The sequence below is a fragment of the Kitasatospora sp. NPDC059146 genome (genome assembly GCF_042786665.1).
In the GTDB taxonomy this organism is placed as follows: Bacteria; Actinomycetota; Actinomycetes; order Streptomycetales; family Streptomycetaceae; genus Kitasatospora.
Genome location: NZ_JBHZCY010000141.1, coordinates 1 through 19,645 on the forward strand (window position 1 = coordinate 1; position 19,645 = coordinate 19,645).

The 19,645-nt window shown below is 74.5% G+C and carries 17 protein-coding genes; 10 read left to right on the forward strand and 7 right to left on the reverse strand.

Annotation, left to right across the window (positions count from 1 at the left end):
- Window positions 1-41: 41 nt before the first annotated feature.
- Both ACFXPX_RS37230 and ACFXPX_RS37235 read right to left on the reverse strand, forming a co-directional pair.
- A complete protein-coding gene (locus tag ACFXPX_RS37230; protein ID WP_380644628.1) occupies window positions 42-1,085 on the reverse strand; it encodes an Acg family FMN-binding oxidoreductase in 1,044 nt (347 codons plus the stop codon).
- A gap of 128 nt (window positions 1,086-1,213) precedes the next feature.
- Window positions 1,214-2,077, reverse strand: coding sequence for a universal stress protein (locus tag ACFXPX_RS37235; protein ID WP_380644629.1), 864 nt, complete (start codon window positions 2,075-2,077; stop codon window positions 1,214-1,216).
- 323 nt (window positions 2,078-2,400) lie between these two features.
- Here ACFXPX_RS37235 and ACFXPX_RS37240 point away from each other — a divergent pair, with 323 nt between their 5' ends.
- The 9 genes from ACFXPX_RS37240 (at window position 2,401) to ACFXPX_RS37280 (ending at window position 13,944) form a co-directional block, all read left to right on the forward strand.
- Complete coding sequence (locus ACFXPX_RS37240; RefSeq protein ID WP_375886643.1) at window positions 2,401-4,104, forward strand: GAF domain-containing protein; 1,704 nt, start codon at window positions 2,401-2,403, stop codon at window positions 4,102-4,104.
- Window positions 4,105-4,318: 214 nt separating this feature from the next.
- On the forward strand, window positions 4,319-5,593 hold the full coding sequence (locus ACFXPX_RS37245) for a hypothetical protein (RefSeq protein WP_380644630.1): 1,275 nt from the start codon (window positions 4,319-4,321) through the stop codon (window positions 5,591-5,593).
- 241 nt (window positions 5,594-5,834) lie between these two features.
- Window positions 5,835-6,470, forward strand: a complete 636-nt coding sequence (locus ACFXPX_RS37250) for an AMP-binding protein (protein WP_380644631.1) — start codon at window positions 5,835-5,837, stop codon at window positions 6,468-6,470.
- A 219-nt stretch (window positions 6,471-6,689) separates the two neighbouring features.
- Window positions 6,690-7,781, forward strand: a complete 1,092-nt coding sequence (locus ACFXPX_RS37255) for a RimK family alpha-L-glutamate ligase (RefSeq protein ID WP_380529062.1) — start codon at window positions 6,690-6,692, stop codon at window positions 7,779-7,781.
- Window positions 7,778-9,004, forward strand: coding sequence for an AMP-binding protein (locus tag ACFXPX_RS37260; RefSeq protein ID WP_380529060.1), 1,227 nt, complete (start codon window positions 7,778-7,780; stop codon window positions 9,002-9,004). The genes ACFXPX_RS37255 and ACFXPX_RS37260 overlap by 4 nt, the downstream gene beginning before the upstream one ends.
- A complete protein-coding gene (locus ACFXPX_RS37265; protein ID WP_380529058.1) occupies window positions 9,001-10,314 on the forward strand; it encodes an MFS transporter in 1,314 nt (437 codons plus the stop codon). The genes ACFXPX_RS37260 and ACFXPX_RS37265 overlap by 4 nt, the downstream gene beginning before the upstream one ends.
- Window positions 10,311-11,204: an SDR family NAD(P)-dependent oxidoreductase gene (locus ACFXPX_RS37270; RefSeq protein WP_380644632.1), complete on the forward strand. Its 894-nt coding sequence runs from the start codon at window positions 10,311-10,313 to the stop codon at window positions 11,202-11,204. Before ACFXPX_RS37265 ends, ACFXPX_RS37270 begins: the two co-directional genes overlap by 4 nt.
- A gap of 70 nt (window positions 11,205-11,274) precedes the next feature.
- Window positions 11,275-12,543: a phenylacetate--CoA ligase family protein gene (locus tag ACFXPX_RS37275; RefSeq protein ID WP_380529054.1), complete on the forward strand. Its 1,269-nt coding sequence runs from the start codon at window positions 11,275-11,277 to the stop codon at window positions 12,541-12,543.
- Window positions 12,544-12,627: 84 nt separating this feature from the next.
- Entirely contained in the window at window positions 12,628-13,944 is a 1,317-nt protein-coding gene (locus tag ACFXPX_RS37280; protein WP_380644633.1) for an FAD-dependent monooxygenase, read from the forward strand.
- A gap of 19 nt (window positions 13,945-13,963) precedes the next feature.
- On the opposite strand, the gene ACFXPX_RS37285 is transcribed toward ACFXPX_RS37280, so the two are convergent.
- The gene (locus tag ACFXPX_RS37285; protein WP_380594501.1) at window positions 13,964-14,377 is read right to left on the reverse strand and encodes a pyridoxamine 5'-phosphate oxidase family protein; all 414 of its coding nucleotides are present in this window, start codon (window positions 14,375-14,377) and stop codon (window positions 13,964-13,966) included.
- Window positions 14,378-14,473: 96 nt separating this feature from the next.
- Window positions 14,474-15,190, reverse strand: coding sequence for a response regulator (locus ACFXPX_RS37290; RefSeq protein WP_375886588.1), 717 nt, complete (start codon window positions 15,188-15,190; stop codon window positions 14,474-14,476).
- A gap of 247 nt (window positions 15,191-15,437) precedes the next feature.
- Here ACFXPX_RS37290 and ACFXPX_RS37295 point away from each other — a divergent pair, with 247 nt between their 5' ends.
- Entirely contained in the window at window positions 15,438-15,818 is a 381-nt protein-coding gene (locus tag ACFXPX_RS37295; protein WP_375886585.1) for a peptidoglycan-binding protein, read from the forward strand.
- A gap of 107 nt (window positions 15,819-15,925) precedes the next feature.
- On the opposite strand, the gene ACFXPX_RS37300 is transcribed toward ACFXPX_RS37295, so the two are convergent.
- From ACFXPX_RS37300 to coxB, 3 genes are all read right to left on the reverse strand, one after another.
- Complete coding sequence (locus tag ACFXPX_RS37300) at window positions 15,926-16,459, reverse strand: hypothetical protein (RefSeq protein ID WP_380524381.1); 534 nt, start codon at window positions 16,457-16,459, stop codon at window positions 15,926-15,928.
- Between the two features lie 129 nt (window positions 16,460-16,588).
- Window positions 16,589-18,373: a cytochrome c oxidase subunit I gene (gene ctaD / locus ACFXPX_RS37305; protein WP_380644634.1), complete on the reverse strand. Its 1,785-nt coding sequence runs from the start codon at window positions 18,371-18,373 to the stop codon at window positions 16,589-16,591.
- Window positions 18,370-19,224 (reverse strand): cytochrome c oxidase subunit II, encoded by an 855-nt coding sequence (coxB, locus tag ACFXPX_RS37310; RefSeq protein ID WP_375893319.1) that lies wholly within the window; start codon window positions 19,222-19,224, stop codon window positions 18,370-18,372. Before coxB ends, ctaD begins: the two co-directional genes overlap by 4 nt.
- Window positions 19,225-19,645: the final 421 nt, after the last annotated feature.

The following is a 19,645-nucleotide window of genomic DNA, read 5'->3' on the forward strand; positions in this document are numbered from 1 at the left end:
GTGCCGGGGAGCGCGGGCTCCCCGGCACCGGGCCGGGCCGTTCAGCCGAGCGTCTCCTCGACCGGCCGCCGGGGCGTCGCCGCACCGGGCGGGCCGTACCCGATCCGCAGCACCAGCTGGACGTGCGCCGGGCCGTCGGCCGGGTCGCGCAGCGCCCAGCGGAGGTCCGGCCACTCGAGCGCCTGGTGCCAGACCGTCAGCCGGACCCCGTGCACGGTGGCCAGCAGCCAGACCCTCTCCAGCGCCTGCCCGGCGCGCAGCCAGTCCAGCGGGCCGTCCCCGGGGGTGGTCAGGGTGCACAGCTGCGGCAGCGCCTCGAAGCGCCGCTCCGGCCCGACCGGCGGGGCGGGCGGCCCGCCGGGGGCCGTGGCGGAGCCCGGGCCGTACGGCGGGCGGCCGGCGTACCGGCGCATCGGGACCCTCGCGTCGCGGTCCAGGGAGCCGAGCGCCTCGTACGGGATGCCGTCGGTGCACTCCCCCGGCGGGCGCAGCCAGGCCCGGCTCTCCGCCACCCGGGCCGGGTCGTCCTCGCAACGGCGCTCCGCCTCGACGGTCAGCGCCAGCACCCGCCGGACACCGGCTTCCTCCAGCGCGGCCACCACGACGCCCTCCTCGGCGGCGGCGGTGAGCAGTTCGCCGAGCACCGCCTCGGGCACGTCCCGCTGGGCGAAGGGCTCGCGGCTGGAGCGGCGGGCGGCGACGGCCGGGCGGAGGTCGCGGCCGAAGGGCAGGCGTACGCGGGCCGGGGCGGAGAGGTCGAGCAGGGCCAGCAGGCCGGGCTCAGCGGGCTCCGGGAGCAGCCGGACCGCCGCCGTGCGGCCGAGGTGTCCGGCGGCCACCCGCAGGTTGAACACGGCGGCGCCGACCGCGATGTGCAGCGCCGCCCCGACCGGGTCGGCCAGCGGCAGCCCGCGGGAGGGGTCGGCGTGGACGGCGAGCCCGTGGCCGTCCGGGGTGGGCACGAAGTGCCAGGGCTGGCTGTTGTGCAGCGACGGCGCCGCGCCGCCCGCCGCGGCGAGCAGGCGCAGCCCCGCCGGGGTGAGCGCCGGGGTCGGAACCGGGGTCGGAACCGGGGTGCGCATCATGGCGATCAACTCCTCACGACCGTCCAGCGGTCGACGACTCGACCGCGGAGTCCTCGCTGCCTCCGAGCCTGCGCGCCGGGCCGCCGCGCGGGCCAGGGCCGAAAGCCCTTCCGCCGCCGGGGCGTCGGTCACCCGTGCGGGACGACCGCCACCGGGGCCTCGGCGTGGTGCAGTGCCGCGTGGGCGATCCGGCCGAGCCGGGGGCCGAGCTCGATCGGGCGGCGGCGCCGGCCCACGACCACCAGCCCGGCCCCGGCGGAGGCCTCCACCAGGCCGCGCGCGGCGCCCAGCCGGACGTCCTCGACCACCTCGACCGCCGGGTGCCGCTCGCGCGGCCCGGCCAGGGCGAGCGACAGCAGCTTCGCCTCCAGCGCCTCCAGTTGGGCGACCTCCCCCGCCGGCACGGCCCCGCCCGCGTAGCCGAACAGCGGCGGCAGGTCCCAGCCGTGCACCGCCCGCACCCGGGCGCCGCGCAGGGCGGCCTCCTGGAAGGCGAAGGCGAGCACCTCCTCCTCGGGCGCGTGGGCGTCCACGCCGACCACCACCTCGCCGGCTCCCTCCCCGGCCCCCTCGCCGCCGACCTCCCGCACCACGACCACCGGCGTGCCGCTGCGCCCGGCCACCGCCATGCTGACCGAGCCGAGCAGCAGCCCGGTGAAGCCGCCGCGTCCGCGCGAGCCGAGCACCAGCAGCTCGGCGTCGGCGGCGGCCGCCACCAGCCCGTCCACCGGGGCGTCCAGCACCGTGTCGGTCTGCACGGCGAGCTCCGGGTGGTGCCGGCGGACCGCGTCCGCGGCTTCGGCCAGGGTGCGCTCGGCGGCTGCCGGGAGGTCGTCGGGCTCGGCGTAGGAGGACACCCCGTCGGTCAGCCACGGCCAGGCGTGCACCAGCCGCAGCGCCGCCCCGCGCCGCCGCGCCTCCTCGGCCGCCCACTGGGCGGCGGCGGTGCTCGCCGGCGAGCCGTCGACCCCGGCCACCACGGTTGACGTCATGACGGTTCCTCCACTGTCTCGGCACCGGGGACGGTGCGTGACTGACGCCCCGTCCGCTCTGCTCCCACCCTGTCGCCCGCCGACGGCGCGCCGCCAGAGGCCGCAAGGCCCCCGCCCACAGGACGAAAGACCCCCGCCGAACAGTACGGGCGACCCCGGCCGCCACCCCGTCGACACCCGGGCACTACGGTGTGGACACGGAATACCCGCTGGTCGGACGGTCCCTGATCGGACCGGGCGGCGCGGGCCGACGGGTCGCGGTGCGAACGAGGAGGACAGCGGTGGGCGGAGCGGACGGCAGCGCGGCGGGCGGCGGCGCGCGGATGCCCCGGCTGCGCCTGGACGAGCTGCTGGAGGAGCTCCAGTGGCGGATCGACGCGGCGCGCGGCACCCAGAACCGGGTGCACAGCCTGCTGGAGGCGGTGCTGGCGGTCGGCCGGGAGCTGGACCTCGCCCAGGCGCTGCACCGGATCGTGGAGGCCGCCGTCGACCTGGTGGACGCCCGCTACGGCGCGCTGGGCGTGATCGGGCCGGACGGGCACACCCTGTCGCAGTTCCTGACGGTCGGTCTGTCCGAGGCGGAGATCGAGGAGATCGGCCCGCCGCCCTCCGGCCGGGGCATCCTCGGTGAGCTGATCCGCCACCCGCAGCCGCTGCGCTGCCCGGTGCTGTCCGAGCACCCGGCCTCGATCGGCTTCCCGGTCGGCCACCCGCCGATGCACACCTTCCTGGGGGTGCCGGTGCGGATCCACGGGGAGGTGTTCGGCAACCTCTACCTGACCGACAAGCGCGGCGGGCTGGACTTCGACGAGGACGACGAGGCGGTGATCTCCACCCTCGCGGTCGCTGCCGGGGTCGCGATCGACAACGCCCGGCTGTACGAGGAGGCCCAGCTGCGCCAGCGCTGGCTGCGGGCGAGCACCGAGATCACCCGCAGCCTGCTGTCGGGCGCGCCGCGCCTGGAGGTGGTCGAGCTGATCGCCCGCCGGGCCCGGGAGATCGCCGGGGCCGAGCTGGCGGACGTCTCGGTGGCGCTGGCCGGGCCGGAGGAGCGGGCGGAGGAGCTGGCGGTGGAGGTCGCGCTCGGCGCCGAGCCCGCCGCCCGGCTGGGGGTGACGGTGCCGGTGGACGGCACGCTCTCCGGCGCCGCGTACGCCTCCGGCTCCCCGGCCACCAGTGACGACCTGGCCGCCGACGCCCGCTTCCCGGCCGGTCCGGCGGGCCGCTTCGACGGGCTGGGCCCGGCCGTGGCGGTGCCGCTGGGCACCGGCCCCGGGTACGGGCGGGGTGTGCTGCTGCTGGCCCGGGCGCAGGGGCAGCCCGCCTTCGGGCCGGAGGAGACCGGCCCGCTGCTGGGCTTCGCCGACCAGGCGGCGCTCGCCCTGGAGCTGGCCGAACGGCGGCGCGACGCCGAGCAGTTGAACCTGCTGGAGGACCGCGACCGGATCGCCCGGGACCTGCACGACCTGGCGATCCAGCGGCTCTTCGCCACCGGGATGACGCTGCAGAGCGCGGGCCGGCTGATCGAGAGTCCGGCCGCCGCCGACCGGGTCGCCCGGGCGGTGGCGGACCTGGACGAGACCATCAAGATCATCCGTTCGACCATCTTCGGCCTGCGCGCCCACAGCGAACCGGACCGCGGCCTGCGCGCCCGCGCCACCCGGGTGGTCACCGAGGCCCAGGGGCCGCTCGGCTTCGCGCCCCGGCTCAGCCTGGAGGGGCTGCTGGACACCGACGTCCCGCAGGAGCTGGCCGAACACGTGGTCGCCGTGCTGGCGGAGGCGCTCAGCAACGCCGCCCGGCACGCCGGGGCCGGCCGGGTCGAGGTCAACCTGCGGGCGCTGGCCGGGCGGGTGGTGCTCACCGTCACGGACGACGGCACGGGCATCCCCGAGGGCGGGCGGCGCAGCGGGCTGCGCAACCTCGCCGAACGCGCCGCACGGGTCGGCGGGGCCTTCACCCACGGCCCGGCGGACGACGCGGGCGGCGGCACCCGGCTGGTGTGGGAGGCCCCGCTCGGGTCCTGAGCGTCGCCGCCCGGGCCCTGACCGGCGACCCCGTCCCCGGCGCGACCGGCGCCGCACCCCGCCGCGCCCGCCGCCGTACGGGGGAACTCCGCCGCGGCCCCGCCCCGTAGCGGCGCCGCCGCCCCGGGGCGCCCCTAGCCTGCTTCGCGTCCCCCGAGCGTTGCGCCGAGCCCCCGCCGTGCGCCCCGCCGAGCGTCGAGCACGAGGACGGCCGATGGCCCACGAGTCACCCGCGACCGCCACCCCGCCCCCGGGCACCGCCGAGGTGCCGTCCGCGCCGCCGCCCAGCGGGTCGGTGACGGCGCTGCGGCTCGCGGCGGCCGCCGCCGGCGCGCTGCCCGCGGTGGTGCTGCGGCTGGCCGGGATCCACCCCTCGCCGGTGCCGGCCATGCTGCTGTTCGGTCTCGGGGTGCTGTCGGCGGCGCTGCTGCTGATGTGGGCGGCGGAGACCGCCCGGGCGGACATCTCCGGGCCGCTGGCGCTCGCCCTGCTGGCCTTCATCGCGGTGCTGCCCGAGTACGCCGTCGACCTCTGGTTCGCCTACACGGCCGGCACCCGCCCCGAGTACGCCGCCTACGCGGCCGCCAACATGACCGGCGCCAACCGGCTGCTGGTCGGCGTCGGCTGGCCGCTGGTCGCGCTGGCCGCGTACCTGGCCGCCCGGCGCCGCGGCGTCGCCCCCGGGATCCTGCTGCGCGAGCACCGCCGGATCGACACCGCGTTCCTGGGGGCCGCCGGGCTGGTGGCCTTCGTGATGCCGGCGATGCGGCGGATCTCCTGGGTGCTCGCGGTGGTGCTGATCGCCTGGTACGCCTACTACCTGTTCCGGATCAGCCGGTGCAGCGAGACCGACGAGGAGGAGCTCGTCGGTGTCCCGGCCCGGCTGGCCCTGCTGCCGACGGCCCGCCGACGGCCCGTCACCGTCCTGGTGTTCCTCGCGGCCGCGGCCGTCGTCTTCGCCTGCGCCGAGCCCTTCGCCACCTCGCTGGTGGACGCCGGCTCCTCGCTCGGCATCGACCGCTTCCTGTTGGTGCAGTGGCTCGCCCCGCTGGCCTCCGAGGCCCCGGAGCTGATCGTCGCCGTGGTGTTCGCCTGGCGGCTGCGCGGCGACGACGGGCTGGGCGCGCTGCTCTCCAGCAAGGTCAACCAGTGGACGCTGCTGATCGGCTGCCTGCCGCTGGCCCACCTGCTGGGCGGCGGCCCGGCCTCGCTCCCCCTGGTCGAACGCCAGGTGGACGAGGTGCTGCTGACTGCCGCTCAGACCGTGCTGGCCGTCGTCCTCCTCCTCGACCTGCGGTTCCTGCCCTGGAAGGCCGCCCTGCTGCTGGTGCTGTTCGGCGTCCAGTTCGCCCTGCCCGGCGAGTCCTCCCGGCTGGTGCTCAGCTGGGTGTACCTGGGCCTGGCCCTGCCGTTGCTCGCCCTGCGGGTGCGCGAACTACCGCCCACCGTAAGGGCACTGGCCGGGCGGATCGCCGGCGACCCGCACTGAGTGGGGCGAACTGCCGTGCGGGCGGCGGACGGAGGAGCCCAGCGGGTGGGCGGTGAACTCCTCGGGGCGCCCGGGCGCACCGTCCTCACCCGAACGATTTCCCCGGTCGGGGGCGGTTCACAGTTCCACCACGGAGCCTTGGAAGAACACCCTCAACATCCATTGTCGCCACGCATGTTCGAAGGTAGAGTCGCCGTTCGCCGAGCACGGATGAGCAGTTCTCAGCGCATTTGGGGCGGGCATGTCAAATATTCACGGTTTCCCCCGGGTCGCCCCCGACCTACTTGACGTCCTCAGAGATATCGCACGTCGAAATCCCCGCCGTCCGGCGATCGTCCACCGCGGACCCGCCCCGACCCACGGCCGACTCCTGGAATCGGCGAACTCCCTGGCCACAGGCCCGGGATCGAACCCCGGCACGGTCGCCGTACGGGCCGTCCACGCACCGGAAACGGTGGTCGCACTCCTCGGCATGCCGACCGCCGGGGGCCACTGCCGCCCCGTCGACCCGGTATTCCCACCGGCCCGCCGACAGACCGTGGCGGCGGCCGCGCAGTGCCGTACGACGGTCTCCGCAAGCACCGGAGAAAGCCTTCAACTCGCAATCCGATTAGTGGAGTCACCGGAGCCGACCGCAGAGCCTTCGAAAAACCCCGGGGACCCCCCGGCGCTCCCGTCCACAGTGGCGCCGGAACAACCGGCCCGCATTCCCTCCACGCTTCACGACGGGTTCGACCGGGCAGCCGAAACCCGTCCTGACTTCCCATCAGGCCGTCCGAACCGCCGTCGAAACCCCCACCCCGGCCGGCCCGGGCCGACGCATCGCGGCCACCGCAGGAGCGAGGGCCACCTCGAACTCCACGCCCCGACAGGCTGATCGGGCCTCGGAGCCACCCTCACCACGCCTGACCCCGGAGCGGGCCGAGGCCGAGGTCCGCCCTGCGGCTGAGCCCCAACCGTTCCCCCGGCCGAGCCCCCACCGCCCCCGCTCCGCACCACACCCCTCACCACACCCAGGCGCCCGCCCGAGAGGCCGCGCGCCCGGCACCCCACGCCCGGAGACCGCCATCACCCCCGCCGCACCCCGAGGAGCCCGATGACCGCCCCCGCCCCGCCCGGCCCGCTGCGCCGGCTGTGCTGGATCTTCCCCGACCGGGAGTCCTCCCGGATGGCCGAGATGTGGCACGGCTTCTTCTGGGACCTCTATGCCGAGAGCGCCGCCGACCTCGGCCTGCGCTGGACCAGGCACGCCCCGGACGCCGTCAGCGTGGACGCCACCGGCCCCGGCCGCCCCCGGGTGTACGTCGACGACGAGGTGGTGACCCCCGAGGACACCCTCTTCATCACGGCGCTCTACTCGCTGCCGTACCAGTCGATGGACGTCTTCAACCAGTACGCCCTCTACGCGGTGCTCGAACAGGCCGGCTTCTACCTGCCGTTCCCCCCGCAGGTGTCGCTGATCGGCAACGACAAGCTGGCCACCCTGCTGTTCCTGGCCGACTCCCCGGTGCCGACCATCCCGACCGTGCGGATCGGCACCGGGCGGGACACCGCCAAGTACGGCTACGAGGTCGCGCTCGGGCGGATGACCTACCCGGCCATCGTCAAACCGGCCGGCTGGTGCGGCGGCGGCGGGATCAACCTGGCCCGCAACCCCGAGGAGGTGCGCGGCCTGGCCAGCCTGGCCCAGGGCGGCGACACCACCCTGGTGATCCAGCCCTACCTGGGCGACGGCACCATCGACTACCGGGTGTACGTGGTCGACGGCCGGCCGTACGCGGTGATGAAGCGCACCCCCGAACCCGGCTCCCCGGTCGCCAACGCCAGCCGCGGCGGGGGCATGGAGTTCCCCCCGGTGCCGCCCGAACTCGCCGCCGCCACCGCCTGGTTCGCCGAACGGCTGCCGATCCCGTTCTTCTGCGTCGACTTCCTGTACGACGGCGAGCAGTACTGGTTCTCCGAGCTGGAACCGGACGGCGTGATCGCCCCGGACCGCACCGACCCGCACCGCAGCCTGCAACGGGACGTCACCCGCGCCCGGTTCGCCGCCTACCGGGACGGCCACGCCAGGTGGCTCGCCGACGGCGCCCGCCCGCTCACCCTCGACACCGCGCCCCGCACCGGCCCCGTCCTCGCCCCCGTTCTCGTCCCCGCCCCTGCCCCCGCCTTCCGGACGGACCCCCGATGACCGCCTTCTCGCTGTCCCCCGAGGCCGCCGCGCCCCGGCTGCACGTGGCCCGTCGCACCCTGGACCGGCTGCGCAGCGTGCCCGCGCTGGCCCCGCACTACCCCGCGCACCTCGACGCCGACTCCCTCGACGCGCTCGCCCAGCTCCCCCCGCTGGCGAAGGTCGACCTCAACACCGCCCTCGCCCACCTGGAGCCGACCGCCGAGCAGTCCGCGACCTGGCTGTTCCAGAGCGGCGGCAGCACCGGCGCCCCCAAGGTCGGCTACGCCCCCACCGGCTTCTACATGGCCGGGGTGCACGCCCACTGGCAGCCGCTCGACCGCACCGACCTCTTCGTCAACGCCTGGGGCGCCGGACGGATGTGGGGCGCCCACTTCCTCGCCGCCGCCCTCGCCGACCTCTCCGGCTGCCGGATCATCGCCCTCGGCTCGGTCGCCAAGGACGAGTACGGCGCCTGGCTGGAGCTGCTGGCCGCGCGGCGGGTGACCGCCATCGGCGGCACCCCCAGCGTGCTGCGGCTCTGGTTCGCGCACGCCAGGTCCGCCGGCATCCGGCTGCCCGCGCTGCGCAAGGTGCTCTGGCTCGGCGAGGCCTGGCAGCCCCAACTGGACGCCGACCTCGCCGAGGTGGCCCCCGAGGCGCGGCGCTGGGGCATGTTCGGCAGCACCGAGACCTGGGTGGTGGGCACCAACACCCCGGACTGCCCGGCCGAGGTCTTCCACCCGCTGCCCCACCAGCTGGTGCACGCCGACCCCGGCGGACTGCTGGACTTCACCGCCCTCGACCCGGAGATGCTCAACCCGGTGCTGCGCTACCGCACCGGCGACGCGGGCGAGTTGACCGACTGCCCGTGCGGGCGCCCCGGGCCGGCCATGCGGGTGCTGGGCCGGCGCGACAGCGTCGTCCAGGTGCGCGGCCTCGGCCTGGACGTGGACGAGCTGATCGAACGGGCCGAGCGCGCCCCGGGCGTGGCCCGGGCCCAGGTGGTGCTCACCGAGCGGGACGGCCGGGCGAGCGGCGTGGACCTGCTGGTGGTGACCGCCGGCGCCGCGGCGGTACCGGACGTCGAGCGGCTGCGCACCGAGCTGTTCACCGCGACCTGCACCCTCGGCACCGCCTTCCAGCACGACCCGTGGGCCTTCCGGGTGCGCCCGGTGGACGAGCTGGTCAGCAACGGCCGCACCGGCAAGACCGCCGCCCTGGTCGTCCGGGAGGAGTCGTGACGGCCGACACCACCCCGGCGAAGCGCGCCCCGGCGCCGCTCGGGCGGAGCTTCTCGCTGTTCTGGGCCGGACAGACCGTCAGCCTGGTCGGCGACAAGGTCACCGTCTTCGTCGTCCCGACCCTGATGATCTTCGTGCTGCACGCCTCCGCCCTCCAGGTCGGCGTGGTCGCGATGGCCCAGTACCTCGGCATCCCGCTGCTCGGGCCGGTCGCCGGGGTGCTGGTCGACCGCTGGGACAAGCGCCGCACCATGCTCGTCTGCGACCTGGTCCGGCTGGCCGCCGTCGCCGCGATCCCGCTCGCCCACGCCCTGGGCGCGCTCTCCACCCCGCTGCTGTTCGGCTGCGTGGCCGTCATCAGCGGCGCGACCATCTTCTTCAACGTCGGCTACCTCGTCGCCGTCCCCGCCGTCGTCCCCGAGGACGGCATGGTCCGCGCCTACTCCCGGCTGGAGGGCAGCGGTTCGGTCGCCGAGGTCGCCGGGCCGTCCGTCGCCGCGGCCCTCTACAGCGCGCTCGGCGTGGCCGCCCTGCTGGTCGACGCGGCCAGCTACCTGGTCTCGGCGGCCTGCTTCCGCCGCATGCGCCCCTGGGGCGAGCGGACCGTCGAGGAGGGCTCGATCCGGGAGCGGCTGACCCGCGGCTTCCGGCTCAACTGGGCCGACCCGGTGCTGCGCCGGGTGGTGCTGGCGGCCGTGGTCCTCAACTGCGGCGGGCCGGTGTACGTCACCGTGCTGCCCGTCCTCGCCTACCGCGGCCTGGGCGTGCAGGTCGGCGTGTTCGGCGCGGCCATGTCGGTCGCCGCGCTCGGCGCCCTGCTCGGGGCCGTGGTCGCCCCCCGGCTCTCCCGCCGGTTCGGCCTCGGCCGGACGATGGCCTGGTCGCTGCTGCTGCACTGCCTGGTCGGCCTCGGCGTGCTCGCCGCGCCCGCACTGCCGCCCGGCCCGGTGATCGCCGTGACCATGGGCTGCTACGGCTTCTTCATGTCCTGCATCAACGTGTGCAGCGCCCCCGTCCGGCAGTCCCGGATGTCCGCGCGCAACCAGGGCGTGATGCACGCCGCCTTCCGGACCGTCACCTGGGGTGTGATCCCGCTCGCCGCGCTGGTCGGCGGACTCGCCGTCTCGCTGCTCACCGGACCGCTCGGCGTCCTGGACGCCGCCCGCCTCACCATGGCCGCCGGCACCCTGCTGGCCGCCTGCTCCTTCGTCCCCGCGCTCGGCCTCCAGCCGCTGCTGGACACCGCCGAGCGCACGAAGGGCACGGCCGCGGTCCCGGCGGAGGCGGTCCCGGCGGAGGAGCCGACGTGAACGACACCGAACCCGTCGACCCCACCGGCCGGGTCCTGCTGATCACCGGCACCTCCTCCGGCATCGGCCTGGCCACCGCCCTCGCCGCCGCCCGGGCCGGCTACACCACCGTCGCGACCCTGCGCGCACCCGAGCGCGCCGGGCCGCTGCGGGCCGCCGCCGAGGCCGCCGGGGTCACCCTGGACGTCCACCGGCTGGACGTCACCGACCCCGGCTCGGTCACCGACTGCCTGGCCGCCGTGCACCGGCGGTACGGGCGGCTGGACGCCGTCGTCAACAACGCGGGCGTCTCCAACTCCGACCCCACCCTGGAGATGTCCACCGACGCGGCGCTGCGCGCCAACCTGGACGTCAACTTCTTCGGCGTCGCCACCGTCAGCCGGGCCGCGCTGCCGCTGCTGCGCGCCGCCGGCGGCCGCCTGGTCACCGTCGGCAGCGTGCACGGCGTGGTCGGCCAGCCCTTCAACGAGGCGTACTGCGCGGCGAAGTTCGCCGTCGAGGGCTTCCTGGAGGCGCTCGCCCCGGTCGCGGCGGCGCACGGGGTCCGGGTCTCGGTGGTGGTGCCGGGCTTCGTCCCGGACACCGGGTTCGGCGTCTTCCCCGACGTCAACCGGGCCACCCTGCACGCCGCCTCCGGCCCGTACGCGGACACCTTCGCCGACTACCTCGACTGGGTCGGCGGCCCGGGCTGGGAGTCGGCCGGCCAACCCGCCCGGGAGGTCGCCGAGGTCGTGCTCCGCACCCTGCGCGAGCCGCGGCCGCCGTTCCGGGTGCCCGCCAACGCCTGGGCCGCCGACTACCTGGCGGCCAAGCTCGCCGACCCCGACGGCTCCGCCGTCCAGACCCTCGCCCGCGGCTGGCTCGGACGGCCCGCGGCCACCACCGACTGAGCCCCGTCCGCCCGCTGCCCGCCGCCCGACCGGCGTCCCGACCCTCCTCCCGACCCACGGAGTCCCGCCCATGCCCGCCAAGCCCCTGGCCGAGCTGATCCGCTTCGCCCGCGCCCACTCACCCTTCTACGCCGAGCTCTACCGGGAGCTGCCCGAGGGCGCCGACCGGCTCGACCAGCTCCCGGTGATCGACCAGACCGCCTTCTGGGCCGCCAACACCTGGCCCGACAACCGCGTGCTGACCGGCCCGCTCACCGACGCCGGCGTCTACAAGACCGGCGGCACCACCGGCGTCCCCAAGTTCTCCCCCTGGACCCGCGCCGAACACGCCGACTCGGTCACGGCCTTCGGCGCCGGCCTGGTCCGGGCCGGCCTGCGGCCCGGCCACCGGGTGGCCAACCTGTTCGTCGCCGGCGAGCTCTACGGCGGCTTCCTCTACATCGAGAACGCCCTGCACCACGCACCGGTCGACAACGTGCGCCTCGGCGTCGGCGGCGCCGCCCCGGACAGCTACATCGCCGACCTGATCACCGGCTTCGGCGTGCACGTCCTGGCCGGCGAGCCGATGAAACTCAGCGCCGTGGCCGAGTGCCTGGTCGCTCGCGGCGAACGCGCCGACGGCGTCGAACTGCTGCTGTTCGGCGGCGACCTGCTCTTCGCCGACCTGCGCCCGCTGCTCGCCCGGGCCTTCCCCCGCGCGGCCGTCGCCTCGGTCGGCTACGCCTCCAACGACGCCGGCCTGGTCGGCGCGCCCGTCCCCGGCGACGACGTCCGGGTGCACGAGGCCTTCGCCGACCGCACCGTGGTCGAGCTGCTCGACGAGGTCACCGGCGAGCCCGTCACCACCCCCGGCACGCCCGGCCGCGTCGTGGTCACCAACCTGTTCCGGACCCTGATGCCGATCCTGCGCTACCCCACCGGCGACCGCGCCGCCTGGGTCGACGGCGAGTGCCGACGCTTCCGCCTGCTCGGCCGCACCAGCGAGGGCGCCCGGGTCGGCACCGTCACCCTGCCCACCGAGGAGATCCGCAGCGTGCTGGTCGCCGCCGACCCGGACCGGCACATCGCCGGGATGCAGCTGGTGCAGCGGCGTTGGGACGGCCGCGACGGGGTCATCCTGCGGCTCGGCCACATCGGCCAGCCGCCGCCCGCCGACCTCGCCGACCTGTCCGACCGGCTGGTCGACGCCGTCCACCGGGCCCTGCCGCTCTACCCGTCCGAGGCCGCCCTCGGCAGCATCCACCCCCTCACGGTGGAGTGGGTGCCGCGCTCGGAGCTGGTCACCAACCCGCGGACCGGCAAGCTCCAGCAGGTCCTGGACGAGCGGCCCCGGGAGTAGGGAACGGGGGGTGGATGATGACGCACTGTCAGCACCCTGCCGGTGGCCCGCCGGTGCTGTCAGCGGTCTGTCCGCGTCCTGTGGGTGGCGCTGCCCAGTCTGGTCCACGACAGCAGCGCCGAACCCACCGGAGGCACCACCGTGACCACCACCGTGACGACCACCCCCCTTCCGCTCGACTCCCCGGCGCACCCCGGCGCCACCGGACCCCGGGCCTCGGTCCTGGTCTCCGGCGCCGGCATCGCCGGCACCGCACTCGCCTACTGGCTCCAGCGCTACGGCTTCCGCGTCACCGTCGTGGAGCGCGCCCCCGGACTGCGCGGCGGCGGTCAGCCCGTGGACATCCGCGGCAACGCCCTGGAGGTCGTCGACCGGATGGGCCTGCTCGCGGAGGTCCGGTCCCGCCGGACCGGCCTGCGCGGCATGTCCCTGGTCGACGGGGACGGCCGCGAGCTGCACCGCACCACCGAGTGGACGGCCAGCGGCGGCCCGGTCGGCGGCCCCGACGTGGAGATCCTGCGCGACGAACTGGCCGAACTGATCGCCGGAGCCGCCGGGCCGGGCATCGAGTACCGCTTCGACGACAGCATCGACACCCTCGTCCAGCACGGCGACGGCGTCCAGGTCCGCTTCCGCAGCGGCGAGGAGCGCTCCTTCGACCTGGTCGTCGGCGCCGACGGCCTGCACTCCCGGACCCGCCGCCTGGTCTTCGGCCCCGAGGACGACTACCTGCACCCCGTCGGCGGCTACGTCGCCGGCTGGACCGTCCCCAACCACCTCGGCCTCGACCGCTGGGAGATCGCCCACGAGGGCGCGGACGGCCACGGCTGCCTGGTGATGACCGTCCGCGACAACACCGAACTGCGGGTCTTCGTCACCTTCTCCACCGACGAACCGCTCGACCGGATGCTGCCCCGGGACCGCGCCGAGCAGCGCGAGCTGGTCGCCGGGCGCGCCGCCCGACTGCGCTGGGAGGTGCCGCGCTTCCTGGCCGGGATGTGGGAGACCGAGGCCTTCCACTACGACGTCGTGGCCCAGATCCGGATGGACCGCTGGTCCCACGACCGGGTCGCCCTGCTCGGCGACGCCGGGTACTGCTGCTCCCCGTTCACCGGCCAGGGCACCAGCGTGGCGCTGACCGCCGCCTACGTCCTGGCCGGGGAACTCCACGCGGCCGGCGGCGACCATCGCACCGCCTTCCCCGCCTACGAGCGGCGGTTGCGCGACCACGTCGCGGCCAACCAGGCCATCCTCGACCTGACCCGCGACCGCTACGGGGCCGACGCCTCGCTGCTCGGCGGCCCGGACGCCGACGGCGCCCCCGGCTTCGACCGGCCCGGCATGGAACTGGAGGCGGCCTTCCGGGCCGCCACCGCCTTCGACCTGCCCGACTACGCCTGAACTCCCGGTACCAGGACGGCTAGAGCAAACAGCGGCCGATCACCAGTTCCGGCCGGATCCGGATCCGGACCACGTCCGGGGCGGTCGCCGTCCCCGGGCGGACCTGGGCACGGCCGAGGACGGTGACGAACCAGCCGGAGCCGTCCCGGCCGTCCACCTCGTCGGCCTCGAAGGCGATCACCGCGCCGTCCACCGCCCGGGCCAGCTCGGAGTCGGCGGGCGCGGAGACCAGCACGCCGCCGGGCGCCAACCGGAAGGTCACCGGCAGGACGGCCGGGAGGGCGTCGACGGTGTAGACGACCCGCCCGACGGGGGCCCGGCCCAGCAGCTGCAGCGCCCGCCTCCGGTCGAGCTCGCGGGGGCCGGACGGGTTCGAGCGGTGGACGGGGTCGGACGGCGCGGGCCGGGGGGACGGGACGTGATCGCGGTTCATGCGAGCGATGCTCACCCGGGGCCGGGCCCGGTCACGAGGGCCGATGGTCCCGCCGAGGGGCCCGCCCGGGCGGGTCGTCAGCCCCGGGGCGGGTCGTCAACCCCGGCCGTAGCGCAGCGGCGAGGACGGCGCGGCGGCCGACTGCCGCAGCTCGGTGGCGATCAACGCCGCCTGCACCCGCCGCTCCACCCCGAGCTTGGCCAGCAGCCGGGACACGTGGTTCTTCACCGTCTTCTCCGCGAGGTAGAGCCGCTCACCGATCTGCCGGTTGGTCAGGCCCTCCCCGATCAGCGCCAGCACCTCCTGCTCGCGCGCCGTCAGCGCCGGTCCGGCGGTCACCGGCCGGGCGGGCTCGGCGTCGCTGCGCAGCCGGTTCAGCAGCCGGGTCGCCGCGCCGGGGTCGAGCATCGACCGGCCGGAGGCCACGGTACGGACGGCGGCGACCAGGTCGGTGCCGCTGATCTGCTTCAACACGTACCCGGCGGCGCCCGCCATCACGGCGTCCAGCAGCGCCTCCTCGTCGTCGAAGGAGGTCAGCATCAGACAGGCCAGGTCGGGCATCCGCGACCGCAGTTCACGGCAGACGGAGACCCCGTCGCCGTCCCCGAGCCGGACGTCCAGCACCGCCACGTCGGGCCGCAGCGCGGGCACCCGGACGAGGGCCTGCTCGGCCGTCGCGGCCTCCCCGACGACCTCCAGGTCCGGCTCGCCGTCCAGCAGGTCGTGCACCCCGCGGCGCACCACCTCGTGGTCGTCCAGCAGGAACACCCGGACCGGCGCCGAAGCCCCGACGCCCTCCACCTCGGTCGCCATCACGCGGTTTCCACCTTCGTCACCCCCGCACACTCCCGGCGGGGCCCACCGCATCATCCCCCGCCGCCCCGCGGCGGCCCAGGGCCCAACGGCCCCATTCGCCCGTCACCGTCACCGTCCTCGGCTCCGTCCCCCGTCCCTCCGCCGTCCCGGGACGTCCCGCGCTGGTGGGACGTCCGGCCCGCTGTTTGGCTGATGACCGCCCGCCCGGACTCCGTACCGGGCCGATCGGAGAAGGAACCCCGTGATGCGGACGAAGCTCGCCCTCAGGACCACCCTGGCCCTCGCCACCGCGGCCGTGACCCTCGCCCTGGCCGCCCCGGCCCAGGCCTCGACCGGCGCCTCCTACATCGGCGACGGCTACCCGAACGGCTACAACTCCGTCCACTGCGTGCAGACGATCCTCAACGACTGGGTCGCCAACGTCGTGGGCGACTCGGGCGCCCGGGTGCAGGAGGACGGCATCTGGGGCCCGAAGACCAAGGCCCTGGTGGTCCGCTACCAGACGGTCCAGAGCCACAGCAACCCGAGCGTCGTCCCGGACGGCATCGTGGGCAGGATCACCGGCGACATCATGATCTACAGCAACACCCAGCCCTGCTACAAGTACATCCCGACCATGTACTGATCCCACCGGACCCGTCCGGCCCGTGCCGCCCCCTTCCGGCACGGGCCGGACGCCGTCGTCGGCAGCGCGGTCCCGACGACCGCTCAGCGCTCCCGGCGGACGACCGCTCAGCGGCCCTGCCGCCGGGCGTTCCCCAGGCCCACCAGCAGGAAGGCCAGCGCCACGCCCGCCCCGCCGACCGCCGCGAGGGCCGCCTTCGCGGCCGACCCGCCGCCGTCGGTGAGCAGGATCGACACCGCGGCCGGCACGGCCACGGCGGTGCCCACCAGCAGCCAGCCCGCCAGGGCGACGGCCGACGGGCGGCCGCCCCGCGGCACCGGCCCGGCGTCGAGCGCCGCCCAGTGGGCCGCGGTCTCCCGCCGCTCCCCGCGCCGGTCCCGCAGCGCCCGCACCCGTAGGACCGTGCCGCCGACCAGCCCGGCGAGGGCGACCTGGGCGGCGGGGCGCCAGTCGGGCCAGGCGAGCAGCAGTCCGCCGGCCAGCGCGAGCGCGGCCCACCAGAGCACGCAGGCGGCCGCCGCGGTGCGGGTGGAGCGGGGCCGGTCGGCGCCGGCCTGGAGGTCGGCGATGGCGGGCAGGTACCAGACGCAGCCGCTCGCGGTGAGCGCGGCGGTGCCGATGGCGAGGACGGTGTGGGTCATGGCCGGCCTTCCGGTGTCGCAAGGGGAGTGACGGAGGGTGGGAGGAGGAGCCGTCCCCGCCCGCCCGGGGGTAGCGACGCGGGCGGGGACGGCGTTCGGGGGAGCTGGGAGTGCCCTGTGGACCGGGCCTCAGCCGTCGAGGGACGAGGCCCGGGCCCGTTCCGCCCGGCTCAGCGGCCGGTCGTACTTCACCGGCTCCACGTCGCCCAGGTGCGTCGCCGGCTTCCCGCTGTGCACCAGGACGTCCCGGGCCGCGATGTCCGGGTGGTGGAGGTCGAAGGCGGGGGATTCGGAGCGGATCCGGGGCAGCTTGACGAAGTTGTGCCGGGGCGGCGGGCAGGAGGTGGCCCACTCCAGCGAGCGGCCCCAGCCCCACGGGTCGTCCGAGGTGACCTTCTCGCCGTACTTGGCGGTCTTCCAGACGTTGTAGAGGAACGGCAGGATCGACAGGCCGAGCAGGAACGACCCGATGGTCGAGACGGTGTTCAGGGTGGTGAACCCGTCCGAGGCCAGGTAGTCGGCGTAGCGGCGCGGCATGCCCTCGGCGCCGAGCCAGTGCTGCACCAGGAAGGTCGCGTGGAAGCCGACGGTGAGCGTCCAGAAGGTGATCCGGCCGAGCCGCTCGTCGAGCTTCTTGCCCGTCATCTTGGGCCACCAGAAGTGGAAGCCGGCGAACATCGCGTACACCACCGTGCCGAACAGCGTGTAGTGGAAGTGGGCGACGACGAAGTACGAGTCGGAGACGTGGAAGTCGATCGGCGGGGCGGCGAGCAGCACGCCCGTCAGCCCGCCGAACAGGAAGGTGACCAGGAAGCCGACCGTCCAGAGCATCGGCGTCTCGAAGCTCAGCGAGCCCTTCCACATGGTGCCGACCCAGTTGAAGAACTTCACACCGGTCGGGACCGCGATCAGGAAGGTCATGAAGGAGAAGAACGGCAGCAGCACCTGCCCGGTGACGTACATGTGGTGCGCCCACACCGTCACGGACAGACCGGCGATCGCGATGGTGGCCGCGATCAGGCCGGAGTAGCCGAACATCGGCTTGCGGCTGAAGACCGGGATGATCTCCGACACGATGCCGAAGAACGGCAGCGCGATGATGTACACCTCGGGGTGGCCGAAGAACCAGAACAGGTGCTGCCACAGCATCGCCCCGCCGTTGGCGGGATCGAAGACGTGGGCCCCGAACTTGCGGTCCGCCTCCAGGGCGAACAGCGCGGCGGCCAGCACCGGGAAGGCCAGCAGGACCAGCACCGAGGTCAGCAGGACGTTCCAGACGAAGATCGACATCCGGAACATCGTCATGCCCGGAGCGCGCATGCAGATGATCGTGGTGATGAAGTTGACCGCACCGAGGATCGTGCCGAAGCCGGAGAAGGCCAGACCCATGATCCACATGTCGCCGCCGACGCCGGGCGAGTGCACCGCGTCCGACAGCGGGGAGTAGGCGAACCAGCCGAAGTCGGCGGCGCCGTTCGGGGTCACGAAGCCCGCCACCGCGATGGTCGAACCGAAGAGGTACAGCCAGTACGCGAACATGTTCAGACGCGGGAACGCCACGTCCGGGGCGCCGATCTGGAGCGGCATGATCCAGTTCGAGAAGCCCGCGAACAGCGGCGTCGCGAACATCAGCAGCATGATCGTGCCGTGCATCGTGAACGCCTGGTTGAACTGCTCGTTCGACAGGATCTGGGTCCCGGGACGAGCCAGCTCGGCGCGCATGACCAGGGCGAGGATGCCACCGATCAGGAAGAAGGCGAACGACGTGCCCAGGTACAGGGTGCCGATCGTCTTGTGGTCAGTGGTGGTCAACCACTTGATGATGGTCGAACCCGGCTTGCGGGTCCGCTGCGCCCCGACCGTGACGGCCTCGGCGCCCCCGCCGGCCGCGGCGGGCTCGTTGAGGATGGTCACTTCTCTTCACTTCCCATGCTGATGAGGCCGGAAGGCACCGCACCGTTCTGGCCCTTGGCGCGGAGCTCAGCCAGGTGCTTGTCGTAGTCGGCACGGTCGACGACCTTGACGTTGAACAGCATGCGCGAGTGGTCGTAACCACAGAGTTCGGCGCACTTGCCCATGTAGTCACCCTTGACGGTCGGGGTGACCTCGAACTTGTTCACCACGCCCGGTACGACGTCCATCTTCATCATGAAGTTGACGGGCCAGAAGTCGTGGATGACGTCCCGAGAGGTGAGCCGGAACTGCACCGTCTCGTTGACCGGCAGCCAGAGCGTCGGGACCACCTTGGGCGTACCGACTTCGTACGCGGCGTCCTTGTTGGCCGGGTCGGGGGTCTCGGTGTTCTCGTAGTTGAACGCCCAGCTCCACTGGAAACCGACCACGTTGACGTAGTGCTGCGGCTTCGCGGAGACATGCGTCAGCTTCGACTCGTCGCGGGCGACGAAGTAGAAGAGGACCGAGACGATGATGATGGGGACCGCGGTGTAGAGCGCCTCGATGGGCACGTTGTACCGGGTCTGCGGGGGGATCTCCACGCCGGTGCGCTTGCGCCGGTGGAAGATCACGCTCCAGATGATCAGACCCCACATCAGTACGCCGACCACCAGCGCCGCGATCCAGGAGCCCTGCCACATCTGGAGGACCATGGGTCCTTCCTTCGTGACCGGACTCGGGAGGCCAAGCCTGGGGAGGTCGTTGGCCGAGCAGCCGGTGGCGGTCGCGATGACGAGGCCCAGTGCCAGCGCCTGAGGCAGCTTCCGCCGCATCGTGCGCCGCGGCGAGCGGTCGGAGCCGTTGGGACTCACGTAGCGCCTTCCCGAAGTCTCGCCCGCCTTCGCGTCGCACCGGGAGGGGAGTGTGAGCCCCTCCGGCGACCCGTCCACGGGCACGGTTTGAATGCTTATGCGGGCCAAACCCTACTCCAGCCTTATGCGCTCCTGACGGGCAGCCCCCGGTAACGCGCCGCCCGGTCGCCCGATCAGGCCCGGCAGGCGCTGCGCTGCAGGTCATCCCAGGCATTCGAGGCCCGTACGCCCGATCGGGGGACGCCAGGAGGCCAGCTGGAAGAGTGGCCCTCTTACCAGCCCAAAGCCGGACATCCACGGCACTTGACTGACTGTCCGCCATGTCGGCGTCGCACGTCCCCACCGCACAGACGGCTGTGGCTCCTGCGCACCGGTGCCCGGTCGCAGGAGCCACAGCCGACGCACCCCCCGCAGGTGACAG

Excerpts from the sequence above, each read along its gene's own strand:
- ACFXPX_RS37230 (WP_380644628.1), bottom strand. The coding sequence starts at position 1,085 with ATGATGCGCACCCCGGTTCCGACCCCGGTTCCGACCCCGGCGCTCACC.
- ACFXPX_RS37235 (WP_380644629.1), bottom strand. The coding sequence starts at position 2,077 with ATGACGTCAACCGTGGTGGCCGGGGTCGACGGCTCGCCGGCGAGCACC.
- ACFXPX_RS37240 (WP_375886643.1), top strand. The coding sequence starts at position 2,401 with ATGCCCCGGCTGCGCCTGGACGAGCTGCTGGAGGAGCTCCAGTGGCGG.
- ACFXPX_RS37245 (WP_380644630.1), top strand. The coding sequence starts at position 4,319 with ATGGCCCACGAGTCACCCGCGACCGCCACCCCGCCCCCGGGCACCGCC.
- ACFXPX_RS37250 (WP_380644631.1), top strand. The coding sequence starts at position 5,835 with ATGTCAAATATTCACGGTTTCCCCCGGGTCGCCCCCGACCTACTTGAC.
- ACFXPX_RS37255 (WP_380529062.1), top strand. The coding sequence starts at position 6,690 with ATGACCGCCCCCGCCCCGCCCGGCCCGCTGCGCCGGCTGTGCTGGATC.
- ACFXPX_RS37260 (WP_380529060.1), top strand. The coding sequence starts at position 7,778 with ATGACCGCCTTCTCGCTGTCCCCCGAGGCCGCCGCGCCCCGGCTGCAC.
- ACFXPX_RS37275 (WP_380529054.1), top strand. The coding sequence starts at position 11,275 with ATGCCCGCCAAGCCCCTGGCCGAGCTGATCCGCTTCGCCCGCGCCCAC.
- ACFXPX_RS37285 (WP_380594501.1), bottom strand. The coding sequence starts at position 14,377 with ATGAACCGCGATCACGTCCCGTCCCCCCGGCCCGCGCCGTCCGACCCC.
- ACFXPX_RS37290 (WP_375886588.1), bottom strand. The coding sequence starts at position 15,190 with ATGGCGACCGAGGTGGAGGGCGTCGGGGCTTCGGCGCCGGTCCGGGTG.
- ACFXPX_RS37295 (WP_375886585.1), top strand. The coding sequence starts at position 15,438 with ATGCGGACGAAGCTCGCCCTCAGGACCACCCTGGCCCTCGCCACCGCG.
- ACFXPX_RS37300 (WP_380524381.1), bottom strand. The coding sequence starts at position 16,459 with ATGACCCACACCGTCCTCGCCATCGGCACCGCCGCGCTCACCGCGAGC.